17 protein-coding genes are annotated in these 20,392 nt (G+C 36.1%); 15 read left to right on the top strand and 2 right to left on the bottom strand.

The genetic code is table 11. The features are described from left to right. Positions 1 to 19 precede the first annotated feature (19 nt). From ACS127_RS02760 to ACS127_RS02750, 3 genes are all read left to right on the top strand, one after another. Complete coding sequence (locus ACS127_RS02760; protein ID WP_440896947.1) at positions 20 to 1,564, top strand: response regulator transcription factor; 1,545 nt, start codon at positions 20 to 22, stop codon at positions 1,562 to 1,564. Between the two features lie 735 nt (positions 1,565 to 2,299). Further along, the gene (locus ACS127_RS02755; RefSeq protein WP_440896946.1) at positions 2,300 to 3,151 is read left to right on the top strand and encodes a helix-turn-helix domain-containing protein; all 852 of its coding nucleotides are present in this window, start codon (positions 2,300 to 2,302) and stop codon (positions 3,149 to 3,151) included. Positions 3,152 to 3,589: 438 nt separating this feature from the next. Then, entirely contained in the window at positions 3,590 to 4,504 is a 915-nt protein-coding gene (locus ACS127_RS02750; RefSeq protein WP_440896945.1) for a hypothetical protein, read from the top strand. Positions 4,505 to 4,754: 250 nt separating this feature from the next. Here the strand turns inward: ACS127_RS02750 and ACS127_RS02745 are convergent, their stop codons facing one another. Both ACS127_RS02745 and ACS127_RS02740 read right to left on the bottom strand, forming a co-directional pair. Further along, positions 4,755 to 6,359, bottom strand: a complete 1,605-nt coding sequence (locus ACS127_RS02745) for a glycoside hydrolase family 43 protein (protein WP_440896944.1) — start codon at positions 6,357 to 6,359, stop codon at positions 4,755 to 4,757. Between the two features lie 12 nt (positions 6,360 to 6,371). Next, complete coding sequence (locus tag ACS127_RS02740) at positions 6,372 to 7,502, bottom strand: glycosyl hydrolase family 8 (RefSeq protein WP_440896943.1); 1,131 nt, start codon at positions 7,500 to 7,502, stop codon at positions 6,372 to 6,374. 271 nt (positions 7,503 to 7,773) lie between these two features. Here ACS127_RS02740 and ACS127_RS02735 point away from each other — a divergent pair, with 271 nt between their 5' ends. The 12 genes from ACS127_RS02735 (at position 7,774) to ACS127_RS02680 (ending at position 20,387) form a co-directional block, all read left to right on the top strand. Continuing rightward, positions 7,774 to 8,037, top strand: coding sequence for a hypothetical protein (locus tag ACS127_RS02735; RefSeq protein WP_440896942.1), 264 nt, complete (start codon positions 7,774 to 7,776; stop codon positions 8,035 to 8,037). 32 nt (positions 8,038 to 8,069) lie between these two features. Further along, entirely contained in the window at positions 8,070 to 8,609 is a 540-nt protein-coding gene (locus ACS127_RS02730; RefSeq protein ID WP_440896941.1) for a hypothetical protein, read from the top strand. A 13-nt stretch (positions 8,610 to 8,622) separates the two neighbouring features. Further along, on the top strand, positions 8,623 to 9,324 hold the full coding sequence (locus ACS127_RS02725) for a YesL family protein (RefSeq protein WP_440896940.1): 702 nt from the start codon (positions 8,623 to 8,625) through the stop codon (positions 9,322 to 9,324). A gap of 29 nt (positions 9,325 to 9,353) precedes the next feature. Further along, positions 9,354 to 11,096: a sensor histidine kinase gene (locus ACS127_RS02720; RefSeq protein ID WP_440896939.1), complete on the top strand. Its 1,743-nt coding sequence runs from the start codon at positions 9,354 to 9,356 to the stop codon at positions 11,094 to 11,096. 1,096 nt (positions 11,097 to 12,192) lie between these two features. Further along, positions 12,193 to 12,813, top strand: a complete 621-nt coding sequence (locus ACS127_RS02715; protein WP_440896938.1) for a DUF4352 domain-containing protein — start codon at positions 12,193 to 12,195, stop codon at positions 12,811 to 12,813. A 32-nt stretch (positions 12,814 to 12,845) separates the two neighbouring features. Further along, positions 12,846 to 13,457 carry a DUF4352 domain-containing protein gene (locus ACS127_RS02710; protein ID WP_440896937.1) on the top strand — a complete coding sequence of 204 codons (612 nt, stop codon included), beginning with the start codon at positions 12,846 to 12,848 and terminating at the stop codon, positions 13,455 to 13,457. Positions 13,458 to 13,620: 163 nt separating this feature from the next. Then, the gene (locus tag ACS127_RS02705) at positions 13,621 to 14,229 is read left to right on the top strand and encodes a DUF4352 domain-containing protein (RefSeq protein WP_440896936.1); all 609 of its coding nucleotides are present in this window, start codon (positions 13,621 to 13,623) and stop codon (positions 14,227 to 14,229) included. Positions 14,230 to 14,350: 121 nt separating this feature from the next. Next, a complete protein-coding gene (locus ACS127_RS02700; RefSeq protein WP_440896935.1) occupies positions 14,351 to 14,977 on the top strand; it encodes a DUF4352 domain-containing protein in 627 nt (208 codons plus the stop codon). A gap of 114 nt (positions 14,978 to 15,091) precedes the next feature. Then, on the top strand, positions 15,092 to 15,697 hold the full coding sequence (locus ACS127_RS02695; protein WP_440896934.1) for a DUF4352 domain-containing protein: 606 nt from the start codon (positions 15,092 to 15,094) through the stop codon (positions 15,695 to 15,697). Positions 15,698 to 15,866: 169 nt separating this feature from the next. Further along, complete coding sequence (locus ACS127_RS02690) at positions 15,867 to 16,475, top strand: DUF4352 domain-containing protein (RefSeq protein ID WP_440896933.1); 609 nt, start codon at positions 15,867 to 15,869, stop codon at positions 16,473 to 16,475. 805 nt (positions 16,476 to 17,280) lie between these two features. Then, entirely contained in the window at positions 17,281 to 18,963 is a 1,683-nt protein-coding gene (locus ACS127_RS02685; protein WP_440898061.1) for an extracellular solute-binding protein, read from the top strand. Between the two features lie 485 nt (positions 18,964 to 19,448). Then, on the top strand, positions 19,449 to 20,387 hold the full coding sequence (locus tag ACS127_RS02680; protein WP_440898060.1) for an ABC transporter permease: 939 nt from the start codon (positions 19,449 to 19,451) through the stop codon (positions 20,385 to 20,387). Positions 20,388 to 20,392 lie beyond the last annotated feature (5 nt).

The raw sequence follows: 20,392 nt of genomic DNA, 5'->3' as shown, positions 1-20,392 counted from the left end.
CGAAAAGGGAGGTTTAATTATGAATCGGGTTATCTTAGTTGATGATGAACAGTTTGTCAGAAAAGGAATCATTGCTTTAGTTGATTGGGAAAAGATCGATTACCAAGTTGTTGGAGAAGCAAGCAATGGTGAAGATGCTCTAGCTGTAATCTTAGAAGAAAAGCCTGACGTTGTTTTAACTGATGTTCGCATGCCTGTTTTTGATGGCCTTAAATTAATTCAACAAGTAAAAGAATTAGCAACCAAGATACCGAAATTTATTATCGTAAGTGGATACAATGATTTTGAATATGCTCAACGTGCGGTACGATTAGGTGTAACTGATTTTATTTTAAAGCCGATTGATAAAGAGGAACTCGAAAAGACCTTTTTAACATTGACTCCAGTTATTGAGAGGGAACTTTTAGAAGAGCGAGCGAATCAACGTTTTATTAATTTTAGTCTTTACCAACGTCTTATTGTTGAGAAAGATGTTCCAACACAACAAGAATTAGCGATTTTAACTAAAGATGTTAATAAGAAGAACTGTTATTTAGTGATTGATATTAGAGAGCATCCAACTAGTGATAAAATAGATGAACAAATAAATCGTGCGGTTGCTGAATTTATTGGTGATCCATCAGTCTTTATTCATCCATTTGAGCACGAAGCATTCGGTGTTATTCTCCAAGAAAAACATTTACCTCAACATATCAATGAAGTTTCATGGTTTTTATCCCGTTTTAAATCATTTTTAGAACAAGAGATAAGTAAAAAAATCTTCCTTTTTGCCGGTGAAGTAAAGCTTGGTTTAGACGGTCTAATCAGATCGTACCAAACAGCTCTTACTGCAAGCGAGCGGCGTTACATCCAGATGCAAGACCATCCACTTATGTATGATGAAAAGATTGCTAAATGTCATTTAGAAAACAAACCTTTGGATTATCAATTCATCACCAAACTTTTAGAGAAGATTGAAGAGAATAAACCTAACGAAATAAGAAAACAAATTGATCAATGGATGGAAGAAGTATTAACAATTGGGACATCTACTGATTCAATCAAAATGTTTTTATTCCAACTTGAAAAGAAATTAGAAGCAACCATCCGCCATTTAGCTGGTCATACTGATCAGACAAATAAATTAATCTCCCTTGTTGATCTATTTAATCAGAAAAAAACCTTAGCAGAACTAAAGCAAGTTCTAGAAACTTACGCTATAGAGGCAGGCGAACGACTGAGTAAATTAAGCAAAGAAAAATACCACGGCGATATTTATAAAGTCAAACGATACATTGCTAAACACTATCATGAACATTTAACATTAAAAAAGATTGCCGGCCAATTTTATATGAATCCGGTTTATTTAGGACAACTATTCAAAAAAACATATGGAATTTATTTCAAAGATTACTTATTAGAAATTCGGATTGAGAAAGCAAAGCAAATATTACGCCAAACTGACTTACGCATTTATGAAGTGGCTGAAGAAGTAGGCTTTGGCAGTCCGGATTATTTTGTCACCCAATTTGAAAAGATGGAAGGAAGCACACCATCTAAATACCGCCAGCGGATTATTAATTGAAAGAATATGAAAGTAACTATCTGATTAAGAATAAACGTGATTAACCTCCCATGACTGATTAATAACTCTCCTCAAAAAGAGCTATGACACTTAGACTGTAGGATGGTAAAAGTGTTGAAGGCTCTTTATTTTTATCACAGATAACCATTCATAAAATTCTGGGCAACAGTGATCTTCGGTGGGACGAGTAGCCGCACTAAAGCAAGATACGAAGGATTTACTAGGTTAGAAAAACTTGGATTATCGTCAAGTCTTTCTGGCAAATGCCATCGTTTGACTTATACCATCACCAATAAAATCTTTTATCTCTTTGATCATGCAAGAATAAGTGCCTTACTTATTCTGAGTCCCAATTAGTAGAAGTAAAGGGAATGCAGGCTAAAACACCCTATCCTGGGACTGGGACTGCGGTTACTCGCCCCACCGAAGTGATTTGCGGTTACTCGTCCCACCGAAAACATTTGTGACAACATCTAGAATTGCGGTTACTCACCCCATCGAAAAGACTAGCATGACCTACATTCTGTAGACCTAACTCCCACTGATTGAAGTTTCGTTTTATATTAAGCAAGGCGATAAATCTTCATCCATTTGTTTGGTATAATGATGATATTATCCTAACTTATTCTGATATTTTATCTCTTCAATTTTCAAGTACAATTATCCAACCAGTTTGACTAATTATTTGGATAGAACATGGCTTGCTTTGTAACTCTGTTATATGGAGGGATTTTCATGGTAAATGATTTATTTCGTATGTATCGACCAATAACCGCAAACCCTTTCTCAGCCAATGATGATTATGTTGAAATTCCCCCTTCAAAGACCCTAGCGCCATATGTCCGCTGTTTTTGGGGAACAAAGCAAAATAGTATGCAGGAACCGAGAGACAAGCCCCAACAAACCCTTGTTATTCCTGATACGTGCGTGGATATTATTGTAGAGGTTGATTTCACGAATCACAAAATTAGTCATTTGTTTTGTGGCATCCAAGATACGAGTTTCCAAGCGACCCCTGCAAAGACAATGACTGATACTTTCACCTTTGCGATTCGTTTTTATGCTTGGGCAGTGTTACTTTTTGCTGATGAAAACATGACGAATAGTTTAAATATCCTCACAGATACAGAGGAATATTTCCATACATTCAAGCAAGAATTAGAGGATCAACTGATAAACAGTCAGACGATTGGACAAAGAATTGAGCTTGCTGAGCATTATTTAGTTAGTAGATTAAGAAGGCATTCGGAAAACTCTCACATTATGAATGCTGTCTATAAAATGCTTGGGGCCAAGGGGAATATTCAGTTAGGCGATCTTGTGCAATATACTGGCGTATCCAAAAGGCAGTTAGAACGCCTTTTTAAGAAAAATATTGGTATTTCACCCAAAAAGCTTGCTACATTAATAAGATATCAATATCTTTGGCAAGATATAATCAAAAAAGACAGCATTGATATTGCTGAAGCTGTGGTGGAATATGGCTTTTATGATCAAGCTCATTTGCTTAATGATTTTAAGAAATATCATAAGATGACTCCTTTTCAAGCAAAAAACTTGCACATCATTGAAAAGAACTCACTTTAGTCACACGTGGATAGGCTAGCTTCGATTTTTCTGCTGGATATGAGGACGTTGTTGAAGATTCCTTCGAAAAGGTTTGGAACTCAGAATAAGAAATCACTGACTTTTGCTACTCAAGTTAGTTGAGACCGTGCCGGCGGAAAACATCCACCTGCAGTGGGAATCACGGTTCTTTATTATTTGAATCTTAGAGTACCATTTGCGATTACTCGCCTCATCTAAAAGACTACGCCCTGTAGACCTCTATTTCTGTGGAGAGGAATTGCTCGTAATGCCCATCTTACTCGGCTAGGTAGTAAGGGCTTTAGTTTTTTTAATATATTAGGGTTAGGTCGCTTTTTTCCAATACATTTCTTAAATGATTTAGTAAAGTTATAGCAAGATAGATCTTTTAACTATTTGCAGAATGATGATCGCCATCATTCAGAAAGTGAGGAGAAAATGACACGATTAAAAAAAGCACGAACATTTATCTATCGCCATGCTCGACCACTTGATTTGGCCAGATGGCAGTACCATTTTGAAAATGGCAATAAGCAGGATGTGATTACTTGTCTGCTTGAATATCAAAATGCGGATGGAGGATTTGGACATGCCTTAGGAGCAGATTGCTGGAATCCACATTCATCACCTATTCAAACTTGGGCAGCAACAGAGATTTTACGAGAAATTAACTTTATCGAGGCTGATCATCCGATCATTAAAGGGATACTTAACTATCTTGCTAGCGGAAAGGATTTTGATGGTCAGTGTTGGTACAATACGATAAAAAGTAACAATGATTATCCGCATGCACCATGGTGGCAATATGATCCAGATTGTACTAACACAGTAAATTATAATCCGACTGCTTGTTTAGCTGGGTTTATTGTTCGATTTGCGGACAAGGATAGCGACTTATATCAATTAGGCTGTAGGCTTACCAAAGAAGCTGTCACGTTCTTGCTTGAAAATGATTCATTGAATGAGATGCATTTAATCGCCTGTTATATTCGGCTATTTCAGTATATCGAGTCAGCAGAGGCAGATCTTGTTGACATGGTATGGCTGCAAGATAAGCTGAGGTTGTCAGTAAAGCAAACAATTACTCAAAATAAAGTGGAATGGGAAACCACTTATATTTGTAAGCCGTCACAATTCTTTAACAGGCGAGAGAGCCCATTTTATGATGATAACCGAGAAATTGCTGAATATGAATGTCATTTTATTAAAAAAGAACAGCAAGAAGATGGGTCTTGGACGATCCCGTGGCATTGGGGGAGTTATCCTGAGCAATGGGCAATTAGCCAAAATTGGTGGAAAGCGAATATGATCATTGCCAATATACAATATTTAAAAAACTTTGATCAATTATAACTCTTAACTGGTAAGATAAATGTTAGATAGTCGATTAGCAAGACTGATTTGACAAAAAATAATCCACCGAGTGTTTGAACTCAAAGGTGGATTATTTTTGATACATGGATACAGTTCTGACATTGCTGTGCCGCATAGGAGATTATAATACAAACACTTCCAGTTAGGCGAGTAATCATAGTCCCAAGCGTTATGACACAATGTCAAAGTTTTGGTTGTATAAGCTACGCTACATTCTTTTTTATGTCAATTACTTCGGATCATAAATAAAGTAATCAAAGTCAGCATGTAGATTTTCACCTGATGTATCTTGAACGGCCATGCCAACGAATGCTCCGGTAAAGAAGCCGCCTCCTCGGATGTAGTCATCTGATAGTTTATAAGAAGAGAAGACAGGTCCAATGGCTTCCCATTTCTCACCATCAAGACTATATGAATACTGATAATCGTTATAATCAACTTCAACACGTAGATAGACTGGGCTATCACCTTGTGGAAGAACAACTTCTGCACCTTGAAGCGGTTGAGCAAAGTCTGTATTATCCATCGTCATGATATCTAAGATTCGCCCTTTTTCTTCGTGGTAGGTTACATTGAGATAAGTCCAGTTTTCTGTGTTATAGTAGTTGACCATTCCAGCTGCTTGTTGGAAGCTTTCTGGGTTGAATTCAACCTTTGTGTCAGCAGTGAATTGGAAATTTTGCCAACGTCGAGCAACCAATGCTTGAGTAAAATGGGATGTTAGGGATTCACGTCCAGCCATGCGTAAATGACCAGGTCGTTTCTTCAATGATACAATATCTTCGCCCAACGGAATCCGCAATGTTTGGAAGTCAAGTGGCAGCGCATCCCCATCAAAATCTTCTTTTATAGCAGCAGGCTCAAAGGGTTGTTCTTCGATATTTGGGCCTTCAATTTCATCTTTTGGATAATTGCCCTCAACAATGGATGGCCAGCCATTTTTCCATTCCAACCGTTGAATCGCTGTTTCACGTCCAAGTGGGCAGTAACCGCGTGGATCAAGTAATGGATCTGTGGTTTTTGGCAGTACACGCCCTGTTAAATGAACAAAGAACCATTCATCTGTATGGGTGTGAACGATCGATCCATGCCCAGCTTTTTGTAAAGTAATTCTTGGGTGTGCCCATGAAGAAATTAAAGGGTTTTCTGGATGAACTTCATAAGGCCCATCGATATTTTTTGACCGTGCAATCGTTGCTTGGTGATCAAACCTCGTTCCGCCTTCTGCCGTTAATAAATAATAATACCCATTGATATAATAAAGGTGTGGCGCTTCAACTAATTTTACATCTGTTCCTTTAAAAATGATCTTTTTCTCACCAACTAATTTTTCTAAGGTTTGATCATATTCCTGTAAAACAATACCATAGAAATTGTGGTGCCCTTGACGATGATCCCAAAACATATTAAGAAAGTACTTTTTGCCATTGTTTGGGTCGTGAAATAGTGATGGATCAAATCCAGAGCTATTCATATAGACCGGTTCAGACCATTCGCCATCAATTGTGTCACAAGTTGTTAAATAGTTGTGTGCATCTTTCCATCTTCCATCAGTGACTTTAATATCAGAGTAAATCAACCAGAATTTACCGTCATGGTAAGATAACTGGGGTGCCCATACACCACCAGAATTGGGGTTACCTTTCATATCTAGTAGAGACACGCGGTTCAAAGGACGTGAAACAAGCTGCCAGTTTTTTAAGTCTTTTGAATGATGAATACTAACCCCTGGAAACCAATCAAAGGTAGATGTCGCGATATAATAATCTTCACCTGCACGACAAATACTCGGATCGGGATTAAAGCCTGTTAAAATAGGATTTTGAATTTTCATTATAAACCTCCATTATTTCCAAATTCTAAATTTCCCTGCTAAGGATAATAAACTAAAGAAATATAAACAGTTATCATAGTATCTGCGATCACCGGTACGAAGAGGTGTTTGCCAGAATGTCTTGACATAATGTTCGCTTAGTTCCCCTTCGGTTGCTAGTGAGGCCATTGCGAGTGAAGCAAGTAATCCAATTGGGTGTAATGCCTTTTCTTCAAAAGGCTGACCATCAATTTTGTAACGACGATAGTCATCAACAGGGATCCCCTTAAAAAATTGTTGTACTTTTTCATTAACTTCTATGGGTGTTTCAGATTTACCAAACCACTCATAATCTAAACCGACATTACAAACAACACGGTATGAATCACTGAAAAAGTGGCCAAATCCGCGGGTATGGTTGGGTGTTCCGTCATAAAATGCATACTCTGGTGAGAGTCCAGTTTTGTTATCTGCAGCTAAACGAATATAGGCACGGCTAGCTTCAGCAGCTTCCTGCCAGAAGGATCGATCCTGTTCAGCTGCCACCTCAGCAAAAAGTTGATAAAAGTGTGGTAAATGATAAGATGGATCACTAAAATCAACTTCCGGAACAAACTTAATCAGTTTATTATTTGGCTCCCACATTGGATAACCATCATCACTTTCCCCTTTATGCAAACAATCTTTTAACAAAGTAGTTGCCTGTTCGGAATAATTAAATGGTGTTTCTCGATTACCCCAACGGTTCGAAGCGAAGTACAAAGCCATTGCAAAATATTCCTCGCCATCAGGTGCAGGACCATATGCATTTTTTGTCCCATCGAGTTGACAAGACCAAGCAAAATAGCCCTTATGCAGACCCTCTTCCATATACATATAAGTTTTTGACCATTTCCAAATTCGGTCAAAGATATCTTGACGATTCATTTGAACAGCCATCATCATGCCATAGGATTGACCTTCTGTTCGAACATCATGATTGCCTGTGTCAACCATGTACCCCATTTGATCATCTGTCTCAAAATAAATTTGTGTTTCTGGATATTGACTGCTAAATAAACGATCCCATGTATCTTGTACCTTTGCTTCAACATCTTTGGCTTCAATACCTAGTTCAGTAAAAAGATTGCGATATTGATTAGTATAGTAAGCTCCTTCTCTCATCTAACGCCCTCCTTATTCCACTATGTAACTGAATACAAGTATTCTATCATCTAATATCATACATAAGAAAGCGTTTAAATGACAGGGGACGATCTTTAGGATTTAGTGCAAAAAGTATAGATTTATAGATTAATGGAAGGTTTCTGGTTGTGCTAAAGATAGCTTTTAAAAAGAGTTTATTTTTCAAAGAAAGTTCTTTAGTTTTTATTATTGTAAGCGTTTCATAACGTGTTATATTATAGCTATAATAGCTGGGATAGGAGTTCTCATTATGAATCAGAAGAGAATAATGATGTTCATTATGCTGATGTTATATTTATTCGTGCTTAGATTTTACTTTTTTACTGCAGAACGTCACTGGTTGCATTTTTTACTAGGTGTCGCAATAACGGTCATGACGCTATCAACATATCGAAAACTAAAAGCAAATCAACAATCTAGAAAAGCACAATTCCCATTGATTGTCGCTTACTTTGTTATCTTCACGATTGTGATCTGGTACATTCAACCTTTGTTAGTAAGCTGGATGTCTTAGCGTGAAACGTTTTGAAGCTGGGAGTGATTGGATTGAGAAAATGTATCATTTTGTTATGGGTTAGTTTTGCTCTGGTTGGATGTAGTGGGGATGAAGGTGGTAATCATGATCCTGATACTTTTCGAGTGATGTTTATTTCTAGTATCCCTGAAGACTATCAAGAGGCAATGAAAGATTATATTGAGGATACTTTAAGTCCTGAAATGGAAGCCGGCTTGAATATAGAAGTTGTCTTGACAATGGCTAATTTTGATCGATTGACTATCGAGATTTTGGATAAAGAAGTGGATATGTTTATTGTTGATCGCTGGTTAGATCAGGCGTTATTAGATCCATATGGATTAGAGCCGTTGGATGAGTTCTATGATCAACTTGAGGAACGAGTAGTTGATCCTTACGTGATGGAGGATATTAACGAAACTGCCGAGCACCTTTATGCCATTCCACTGCTTGAGGACAGTGCTTTTCATCAATATACGGGGATAGCCGTTGAAGGAGGATTGGTTACAACTGTTGTAGCAACAAGCCCTCATCACACAGTAGCAAAGAAATTAATCGAAGAATGGATATAGGGATGTGAGCTAAATGGATAACAATTATGGATTTTTATCAACACGTTTTTATCGTATAACGGAATGGATTTGGCGATTTGCCTATTTGAATTTATTGTGGCTTGGTTTTTCATTACTTGGTTTAGGACTTTTAGGGGTATTCCCAGCGACTGTGGCGTTATATACAGTGTTACGAAACTGGTTGATCAATGATTCAGATATTTCGATTATAAAATTATTTTGGTTAACATTTAAAAAGGATTTTTTACGGGCAAATATTTTAGGATTTATCTTAGTAGGGGTTGGCTTTGTTATCTGGTTTAATTATCAATATTTAGGAACTGTGACTGGCTTTGAGCACACGATAATTGCAGTTTTCTGGTATATGACAATGTTCTTGTTTATCCTGCTTATCTTATTTCTATTCCCTGTTTATGTTCATTACAAATTACCATTATTACAATATTTTAAAATAACGATTATGTTTTCAATGGCTAGTCCACTAGCATTGATCACACTTATTATCGCCTTAGGGCTTGCCTTCCAACTTTTCTCACTTATTCCGGGTTTAATTCCATTTTATCTTATCAGTGTTATAGGATGGTTAATCATGTGGACATCGACTCATGCCTTTCGCCGAATTGATCGAAAAAAGCAACGAATCAAAAATAATGAAGATTCACTTAGGTTCAGATGGAAACAATTTAAGGAGAAAGTTTCCTCTGCCATTGATTAATCCTGTAACTGGTAAGGAGGCAGCTAATGATGAGAAAATTATTGCAGTCATTTAATGATTTGAAAATCAGAAATAAATTTTTAATTGTTTATCTCTTATCTGTCTTATTACCCATTATTGCGACGAATTCTGCTTTTTATATTATGACGAATAATCGTTTTGTTGAGCAAAAGGAAATTGATATTGAACTCGTCCTCAATCAAACACAACAGGATTTTAGATATTTGACGGATCAAGCAGTTGGACTAGCTACAACGCTCTATCTAGATGTAAGATTATATGATTTTTTTGATCGAGACTATCTCTCGCCCATTGAATATATTGAAGCTTATAATCAAGTGCTTAGGCAATATAATACATCTACTCCGCTCTATAACACGATTCAATCTTTAAATTTTTATACAGAAAATCCTACGATTCTATTATCTGGTGGTGTTGCAGCGTTAACAGATGATGTTCAGTCCAATGAATGGTATGAAGGAATGAAAGAAGCTGGACAGCCACATGCATTTATCAATTTAGAAACAGACAATGATATCAATCTATCCATCTATACTGAACTGGACTATTTTTATTTATATGATCAATATGAAAAGGTTGTTCAGATTGATATGAACCCAATTGCCTTAAAACAAGCCTTCAATAATGTGACCTTACAAGGGGATCTATATTTGATCGATCAGGATGAGACGATTATTTATACAAATAATAATCAGGTGGATTGGGTTGGGGACAGAGTTGATTTTGATGAGGAGGCTTTTCCGGACCACTATATTGTCATTAAAAATGTACTTCATGATCGTTATTTCGAAGATTGGCAAATCGTTGCTGTTGTTGATTCATCTGAGTTTACCAGTGAACTTATTGAATCGAGTCAATTTATTATTATGTTAAGTATTATCAATTTCATATTACCAACCTTAATCATTGTCTTTATTTCAAAGTCATTTCATTCACGATTGGATAAAATTCTGCATCATATGAAAAATATTGAAAAGCAAAATTTTGAAGAATACCCATATATCAAATCTAAAGATGAAATCGGTCAATTGACAAGACAAATCAATCGAATGACTCGCCGAATAAATAAACTTTTTAATGAAGTGTTTCGAACAAATATTGAAAAAAAGGATCTTGAAATTAAAGAGAAACAAGCACAGCTGAGTGCTTTGCAAAGTCAAATTAACCCACACTTTTTATTTAACTCATTAGAGACAATTAGAATGCGCAGTTTAATCAAGGGTGAAACCGAAACAGCTAATATTATTGAAAATATGGCCGGAATCTTTCGGAATTCTCTTACCTGGGGAAGAGATTGGGTGACAGTTAAAGAAGAGGTGCACTTAATTAAAGCATTTCTTGAGATTCAAGCTTATCGCTTTGGCGATAAACTTGCCTATAGTGTTGAATTGGAACCAGAAATCGGCTCTGTTAAAATTCCAAATTTGTCGTTCTTGCCATTTGTCGAAAATGCAAGTCTTCATGGTATTGAGCCATTAAAGGATCAGGGAACTATTCATATCTCCATTTATCGAGAAGATACGTTTATTATCTTTAAAATAACGGATAATGGAGTCGGCATCCCACCCGATCGCCTAGCTTTAATTGAGGATCAGCTTGAGAATGAGCAAGACATGGGCGAAAATGTAGGGATTCAAAATGTTTATTACCGTTTGAAATTTTATTATAAGGATACGTTTAAATTTAATATTTCAACTGAAGTAAATGAAGGAACGACAGTAAACATTCACTTGCCGGTTGAATCTAATTAATCTTGTTGATATGTCTAAAAAACCGATAGCACTCATAAAATGGGTGTATCGGTTTTTTGTTAGCAAAGCTCACTCTCGCAGGCACTTCTCTACTTTTGGGTTAGATGGTAGGGGTATAATGGTTTGAAACATCTGCATGACCTACAGCCTGTAGGTCTAAATCCCACGGATTGGAGTTTCGTTTTATAGTAGCATGATTTTTAATCCTCCTTGTTATCTAAAAAAACTCACTTTTACTCATTTCTTAAGTAAATATGTAAGTGTAGGATGAAGTTGAATAATTCATCGAAGGAGATCATATGAGTCTTTTGGTTTAATGATACACCTCCGTAAAGCTTATGAAAAAAGGATTACCCGACAAATATCCTATTCTATAACGATTGTATAACCATATTAATCTCTAATTTATCCTAATCATACTAGTATTTACCTATATTTACTGATAGAGGTTTACAAAGGGCAAAAGTAGTGTATTATTACTCTATAAAAATGTGACAACTTTTGACTCATGATGAAAGGGATCTTTTCTTGGTTTAAGGATAATTTTTAGAAAAAAATAACTTTTGTGAATTGTCAGATAAAAATAATGTAAGTTAAAATTAAACAAATAGATGAGTTATCATAAAATTGATAACTGAGGTTTATGTGCCTACTATGAAAGAGAGGGGGGTTCGAACCAGAAATTGATGAATGTTTCAATGGCAATTTTAGCTGTTTATTCAGTAACTAGCAAGATTGGAAAGATGACTACAGCATACATTTGTGGGTGAATTAGCTAGTCAAGACCAATCTATTCTGTATTTAGAGATCGAACTAATCAATACCATTCTATTATTATTTGCTTTAACAGATCAGCGTTCTTTATCCCCCATCTTTTAATTATAGATTTCCCAAACGAGAAAACCCACTGTCTTAAGCCTTGGGAGTTGTCAGCAGATTATTTAAGGTTATTTCTATTTATGAATCCGGCGACTGCTATTTGCCCCAGTGATTGCTCAAAAGCTAAATTATACTGATGTTCTTAGCGGGATCGCCGATGGAAATAAATTTGCGTTTCGAGAAAAATACTCATTTTTATATTAGGAGGGTAAATTAAATGAAAAAAATACTTAGATTATTATGTGTGAGTGTTGCTGTTTTATTAGTTATTTCTGGATGTAATAATGATACAGTTGATAGTGATGATACTGAAGTACCTACAGATGATGAAATAACTGATAATAGTGACAATGAAGGTGCGGATGATGCAAATATCGAGGGCGAAGATAATCCAACGTCAGATGAGGAAGTTTCTAGTAGTAACTTATTAGGTTTGGCAGAAACTGGCTTATTGGAAACGGCTTTAGGTGATTATGAAGTTACCCCAACTACTGCTCGTTTCTTAGAAGAAGTAGGAGAGGAGCTGCCAAATAATGATATCTTTATTGTTATCGATTTAACGATTACAAATGTTGATGATGTGCCAATTATTAGTGAAGATATTATAACCGCTAGACTAGGATCAGCAATAATAGATAGAGGAAGTGCTTCTAATTTTGATGATTTTGAAGAACTTGATCATTTTGAAGGCGAAATTGCTCCAGGTGAAACAATGACTGGTGAAATCATATTTGATTTTGTATTTGATGATGCTTATGAACTTTCTTTTGGTGCTGCTTATTTGGATTCTTTAAGTAATGAGGTATGTTGGACATTTGATGCAGATGAAGTTGAATAAGGTCTATTTTTCATACTAGGAGGAAATTTATGATGAAAAAAACGCTTAGATTTTTATTTGTGAGTCTAGCTGTTTTATTAGTTATATCCGGGTGTAGTAATGGTACATCTGAAGCAGATGACATTGATGATAATGATGTTGAAGCACCTGATGATAATGAAACAAATGATGACAAAATGGTAAGTAGCGAAGATGATGGCGAGGATTCGGATTCAAATCGTGATCTATTAAGTTTAGGTGAAACAGGTACAGTGGAAACTGTTCTAGGTAATTTTGAGGTGACACCAACAGCTGTTCGATTTGTAGAAGAGATGGAGGAGAGTGATCCCTACCAAAATCCAGATAACGGAACTTTTATCATTGTAGATGCAACAATTACCAATATTGATGATGATGTTATTGACATTGAAGAGATTAACTCTGCTCGTTTGCATAACGAAGACGGGAGTGGTGGTGTTCCAGCATATGAATTTGATTCAATCAACTTTTTCGTAGGAGATTTAGAGCCGGGTGAAAGCGAAGATGGTGAATTATTATTTGATTATAGTAAAAGTGATGCCTATCAACTTTCTTTCGGTTCCGCATACTTAGATTCATTAAGTGATGAAGTGCGCTGGCTTTTAGAAGTAGATGATGGTGAATAATAGAAAAGTTAAAGGGTAAATTCCCCCTTTACTCTCGTGCGAAAGTGAATTGATATAAGAAGGAAAGTGCTGGACGAAACTGATTTTATATTCATTGAAATCATTGATGGGAAATAAAACCGAGTTCGAGAAAAATGCTCATTTTCATATTAGGAGGGTATTAATGAAAAAAACGCTTAGATTTTTATTGGTGAGTCTAGCTATTTTATTGGTCGTAACTGGATGTAACAATGAAGCGCCAGAGGAAGATGATATTGAGGATGATAATATTGAAGCACTTGCAGATGACGAAACGACTGATGACGAGGGAGAATCAGATGGTGAAAGCGATCAATCAGCAGCTGATGAGGCTTCTAATGGTGAAGTCCTTAGCTTAGGTGAAACAGGTTTAATGGAAACAGTGATAGGAGATTATGAGGTAACAGTACTGTCGTTTGAATTTATAGATGGTCCAGAAGAACATCTATCAGAAAGTCAAAGATATCTAGCTGTTGATTTAAATATAAAGAATGTTGGAAAAGAAGCTATTGAAAGTGAAGAAGTAGCAAGAGCAACGATAACAGACAGTGAGTCAGGAGGTAGACCTAATGAAACAGCAATTGATATTGTTGATCATTTTGAAGGTACTATTGACCCTGGAGGAGAACAATCCGGCCAATTATTATTTAGATTTAGGGAAGAAGACACATATCATTTAAGATTAGGCGCCAATCATTTAGATTCTTTGACGAATGAATTGATTTGGGAATTTAGTCTAGAAGAAGCAGACTAGTTTCAATTTATGAATTGGAAAGTGACGAATGGAATTGATTTTATATTCATTTTGAACCGTTGAGGGTAATAAGTTTGAACTCGATAAAAATATGCTCATTCCATGTTAGGGGGTAAATTTAATGAAAAAAACGCTTAGATTTTTATTGGTGAGTCTAGCTATTTTATTGGTCGTAACTGGATGTAACAATGAAGCGCCAGAGGAAGATGATATTGAGGATGATAATATTGAAGCACTTGCAGATGACGAAACGACTGATGACGAGGGAGAATCAGATGGTGAAAGCGATCAATCAGCAGCTGATGAGGCTTCTAATGGTGAAGTCCTTAGCTTAGGTGAAACAGGTGTCATGATGACGAATCTAGGTGATTATGAAGTGACACCAACAGCATTTAGGTATGCGAGTGAGATGGGCGAAGATGATCCAAAGAAAGAGCCATCTAGTGATACATTTGTCATTATTGACTTTACGATTACAAATATCGGTGATGAAATCATTGACACGGAAAGTATAGTATTTGCTTCAATTTTGGAAGTCACTGGGCAAGGCGGCGATAGTGCTTATGAAGGATTTGAAAGTATTGATAATTTTGCTGATGAGATAGATACTGATGAAACAGTTGAAGGGCAGATGATATTTGATTCTGCATTAAGCGAAGAATATGAACTTTCTTTTGGTTCTGCTTATATAGATTCTATGAGTAATACAGAGAGATGGATTTTATATGGAGATGAAGTAGAAAATTAATCTTTAACTTTAAAGAGAAAGGAAGATAATCAAATTTACTTCACACCTACTAGCGTATTGACAGAAGTAGCTGCTAGTTTGAGGAAAATACTCATTTTCTTAGGAGGATAATTTGTGATAAAAAAAATGTTTAAATTGATATTTGTCAGTATCGCTGTTTTACTAGTCATTTCAGCGTGTAGTAATAGTAATGATGCACCTGATGATGAAGTTGCTAATGATGAGAACGAAAGTGAGCTTGATGATGAGGGAGAATCAGATGATCAATCATCAGGTGCTGCAGCTCCCAGCGGTGAAGTTCTTAGCTTAGGTGAAACGGGTACAATGGAGACGGCTATTGGTAATTTTGAAGTCACACCTACTTCCTTTCGATTTGAAGAGGAAATAGATGAGGATGGAGAAATCGAAAACCCATATAATGGAATTTTTATTATTGTTGACTTAACGATTGAGAATATTGATGATGAGCCTATTATTAGCGAAGATTTGATCTATTCAGTAGTTTTAAAAGACGAAGGAGGTGCCGGAATAGATCCTATTGTGGAATTCACTTCAACCAATAATTTTGAAGGTGAAATAGCTCCAGGCGAAACAGTAACTGGTGAAATTATCTTTGATTTCATTACAAATGATGTTTATGAGCTTTCCTTTGGAGCAGATTACTTAGAATCTTTAAGTAACGAAGTCCGTTGGATTTTAGAAGCAGATGACGCTGAATAATATGAAAGGGAAAGGAAGGATCAATCTTCCTTTCCCCCTCGTACAAAAATGAATTTGTGCGAGAGGGAAGTGAAGATAATCAAATTTACTTCATACCTACTAGCGTATTGACAGAAGTAGCTGCTAGTTTGAGAAAAGTGTACATTTTTCATAATTAGGAGGATAATTTGTGATAAAAAAAATGCTTAAATTAATATTTGTCAGTATCACTGTTTTACTAGTCATTTCAGCGTGTAGTAATAGTAATGATGCACCTGATGATGAAGTTGCTAATGATGAGAATGAAACGGAGCTTGATGATGAGGGAGCATCAGATGATCAATCATCAAGTGCTGCAGCCCCAAGTGGTGAAGTCCTTAGCTTAGGTGAAACAGGTGTCATGATGACGAATCTAGGTGATTATGAAGTGACACCAACAGCATTTAGGTATGCGAGTGAGATGGGCGAAGATGATCCAAAGAAAGAGCCATCTAGTGATACATTTGTCATTATTGACTTTACGATTACAAATATCGGTGATGAAATCATTGACACGGAAAGTATAGTATTTGCTTCAATTTTGGAAGTCACTGGGCAAGGCGGCGATAGTGCTTATGAAGGATTTGAAAGTATTGATAATTTTGCTGATGAGATAGATACTGATGAAACAGTTGAAGGGCAGATGATATTTGATTCTGCATTAAGCGAAGAATATGAACTTTCTTTTGGTGCTGCCTATCCAGACTCATTGAGTAATACAGAGAGATGGATTTTATATGCAGAAGAAGTAGATAACTAATCTTTAATTGTAACGAGGAAGAAAGTCTTCTTTCCCCTCTCGAAAAAATTTTTGTGCAATGGGGAGAGATAAACTCAATCAATTGAATAGTAACTAATACGGTAATAGGAAGGGAAAATATAAATTTTCTCTTCCTGTTTTTATGTAAGAGCAGAAGTAGACATTCTAAATGAAAAAAACTGTCCTTCTATTAAACTCTTTGAAGCCTCATATTCTTTTAAAATGTCTTAATGGAATGCTGAATGAGATATTTGAAGTCCTGTTCGATGAAACTTCATATTTTGAAAAAGCTCATAGCTATTTTAAAACCTAACTAACTTAAATCATATAAGAAGGCAGACTAAAATTATCATCTCATGTATTATCTTGATACTTGCATGATCTAATTTCTATTAGAAATAAATTGGTCACAGCTGACCATCCATATTGAATGATAAATTTTTAGTTCATATTTTGATAGCAGGGTAAACTTGCTTCATTTGGTGTGTGAAAGTGGAGTTAATAATTCAAGGTTAAAACTAAATTTATTCTTATCAGCATTTTTTTATTTCAAAGAAGTAAAAAAACATACCTTATTTTTTGTAATTAGGTACTAAAAAGCTAAATGACTATGGGTTAAAGCACGATAAACTTATTGCCTATATTTTTTGGGGATAGCCCTTTAGTTTGTACTGGTGATATCTAGGAATCTAAACGCTATAATGAAAGTGCTTTCATAAACGGGAGCAAAAAAACTTTATAACGAGAAAGGGGTAGTAAAGTGTTAAAAAGGAAATCGTTATTACTGTTATTGCTAATTGGTCTCATGCTTCTTTTTGTAGCATGTGGAGGCGATAGCGATGACACAACGAGTGCTGATGGAGATACAGATGATGAAGTAACAACAGATGACGATGCTACTGAAGATGCAGATTCGGACGATGGCTATCAAACCGAACCGCCTGTCACTTACCACTACTTTGTTGGAGCATCGGGACAAGATCTTGATACAAATGAGACAGAATTAGGAGCTCTATTTGAAGAACAAACGGGTGTTAATTTCCAAATGGAGTATCTAGTGGGTGACTTATATGAAAAGCTAGGTGTAATGGTAGCGGGTGGAACGTACCCAGATGTTATTGTGCCTGACCATGGTATTGATATGTTATTAGATGCTGGTGCATTTATCCCATTGAATGATTTATTAGAAGAGCATGGCCCTAACATCTTAGAAATGTACGATGAATATCTTGAGCGTTTTACAATGCCTGATGGAAATATCTATCATATTCCATTTGGTCCAACGATTAATGAATTCATACCAAATCCAAATATTGACCAAGGGGCGTTCTGGATTCAGCGCGGTGTGTTAAAAGAATATGATTTCCCAGAAATCACAACAGTTGATGAGTACTTTGACATTATTAAACAATATGCTGATGAGAATCCACAGATTGATGGTATGAATACTGTACCTTTTACAGGCTTAACGTATGATACGAGTTTCTTTACTTTCTCAAATATCCCTAATCACTTAGCCGGATATCCAAATGACGGTGGTGTTTCAATTGATATGGAAACACATGAGGCCTCAGTATATGCGGATTCAGATGAGGCTTATGAGTGGTTGAAGAAATTAAATGAATTAAATGCAGAAGGTTATTTAGATCAGGAAATGTTTGTGATGAACCTAGATGACTATTTAGCAAAACTATCTTCCGGACGTGTCCTTGGTTTCTTTGACTATGGCTGGCAATTTGGTCAAGCACGTAATGCTTTAGAGGATGCGGGTAATTCAGATCACGAATTTATGGCATTACCAGTCACGTTGAATGAAGATATAGAAGATCAATATTTAGATCCGCCAGCTTTTACTCAAAATCGAGGGGTTGGTATTAGTGTCAATGCTGAAAACCCAGAGAGAATTATTCAATTCTGGGATAATCTAGTCAAAGAGGAAAATCAAAAACTTGTTATGTGGGGTAGAGAAGGCGAGCATTATGAAGTAGATGAAGAGGGTCGTTTCTATCGAACAGAGGAACAAATTGCATTAACCTCTGAGCAAGAATGGCGTGAAGATTTTGGTGCAGCCACGTTTGAATGGAATTGGCCACGTCTTAATGGTTCATTCTCTGATGGTAATGCCATTGAGGCACGTCGTCAACCAGAAGTGGCTTTAGCCAATTATACTGATGATGATAAAGAATATTTAGATGCGTATGGCATCGATACATTTGCCGAATTGTTTGCTCAGCCACAAGATCGTCCTTGGTTCCCGGCTTGGAGTGCCAATATTGAACCAGGCTCTGATGCAGCTATCTTTGAGGAAAGATCAGAAGAAGTTACCAAGCGCCACTATCCGCGTATTGTGTTAGCTGAACCAGGTAATTTTGATGCTGAGTGGGAGGCATTTGTTAGTGAGTATCGTGAGCTTGATGTTGAATCTTACGAGGAATTCTTTACTCGTACGGTAGAAGAACGTCTGCAAGGAAACTGGCAATTCGAGTAATTTAAAAATATAAGGCTATGGCAAGTAAAGACTTGTCATAGGCCTTATTTTAAAAAGGAGAAATTCTATTATTTATTGTAACCATCAATCTTTCTGAAGTCATTAATTTGGAAAAATAGACGAATGATAATCATAGATTTACTCAACATTATCTAAGTAACATGAATATTCATTTAAGTTAGATAGAGATAATCACGGTTGAGTTAATCGGATTGATAACTTACTAGCTTTCTACACTTTAGCAAATAGCGTTTGAGCTATCTAACAGGTTCGAAGTAGTTAAAACCTTTTACATCTGAAGGAGAGGAAAAACTAACGTATGATTGAGAAGATGACGAATACAAGTTTTGCTAACAACCTCTATAGGGTGAATAATCTAGGAGTAGGTTTATTTTTCTAAATTAATGAGTCAATAACATAGAGAGCATTTCAAGGAGGTGAATGATTTGGCACAACCAATTAATCCTTTAGGTGAAGTAAAAGGAATGAAGAAAAAAGGTCCACGCAAGGGAATCAAACATTTCTTAAAGATGTGTCGTGAACAAAAAGAATTATTGTGGATGAGTGTCCCTTTTCTTATCTGGTTGTTCATTTTTAAATATTTACCACTCGGTGGCTGGGTAATGGCGTTCCAAGATTTTAAACCTGCACGTGGTTTTTTGGATCAAGAGTGGGTTGGATTTGAGCAATTTAAATTCTTATTTCAAGATCAACGTTTTTTAGAAATTCTGCGAAATACTTTAGCTATGAGTGTGATCAATCTTGTTTTAGGCTTTGTGACTGCAATTACACTAGCGGTCTTACTAAATGAATTACGCAATATTTCTTTTAAACGAATTATTCAAACGATTAGTTATATGCCGCACTTTCTATCTTGGGTTGTTGTAGCTGGACTTGTTTCAACAGTTTTATCAATGGAAGATGGGGTTGTAAACATTTTACTTATGAATTTAGGGATTATTGATGAACCCATTATGTGGTTAGGAGTTGGACAATACTTTTGGGGAATCATTGGTGCTTCTGATGTTTGGAAAAGTGTTGGTTGGAACTCAATTATTTACTTAGCTGCTATTACGATGATTGATCAGGAGCAGTATGAAGCGGCTGAAATTGATGGAGCATCAAGGATGCAACGGATCCGTTATATAACTTTACCTGGCATTAGATCAGTAGTTGTTATCTTAATGGTCATGAATATTGGCTATATCCTTGAATCTGGCTTTGAAGCACAGTACTTATTAATGAACCCAATGAACATGGATTTTGCAGAAAACTTAGATATTTTCGTATTACGATATGGTATTTCGATGGCGAACTTCTCACTAGCAACTGCGGCGGGGATGTTTAAGACAGTGGTAAGCTTTATTTTCTTATTCACTGCAAACAAAATTGCCGGAAAACTTGGGGAAGCAAGATTATTCTAGAGGAG

Origin of the sequence: Amphibacillus sp. Q70, from assembly GCF_052055485.1 — a bacterium.
GTDB lineage: Bacteria > Bacillota > Bacilli > Bacillales > Amphibacillaceae > Amphibacillus.
The sequence above is the reverse complement of the archived record's forward strand: the minus strand, read 5'-3'. Positions and strand labels throughout refer to the sequence as shown.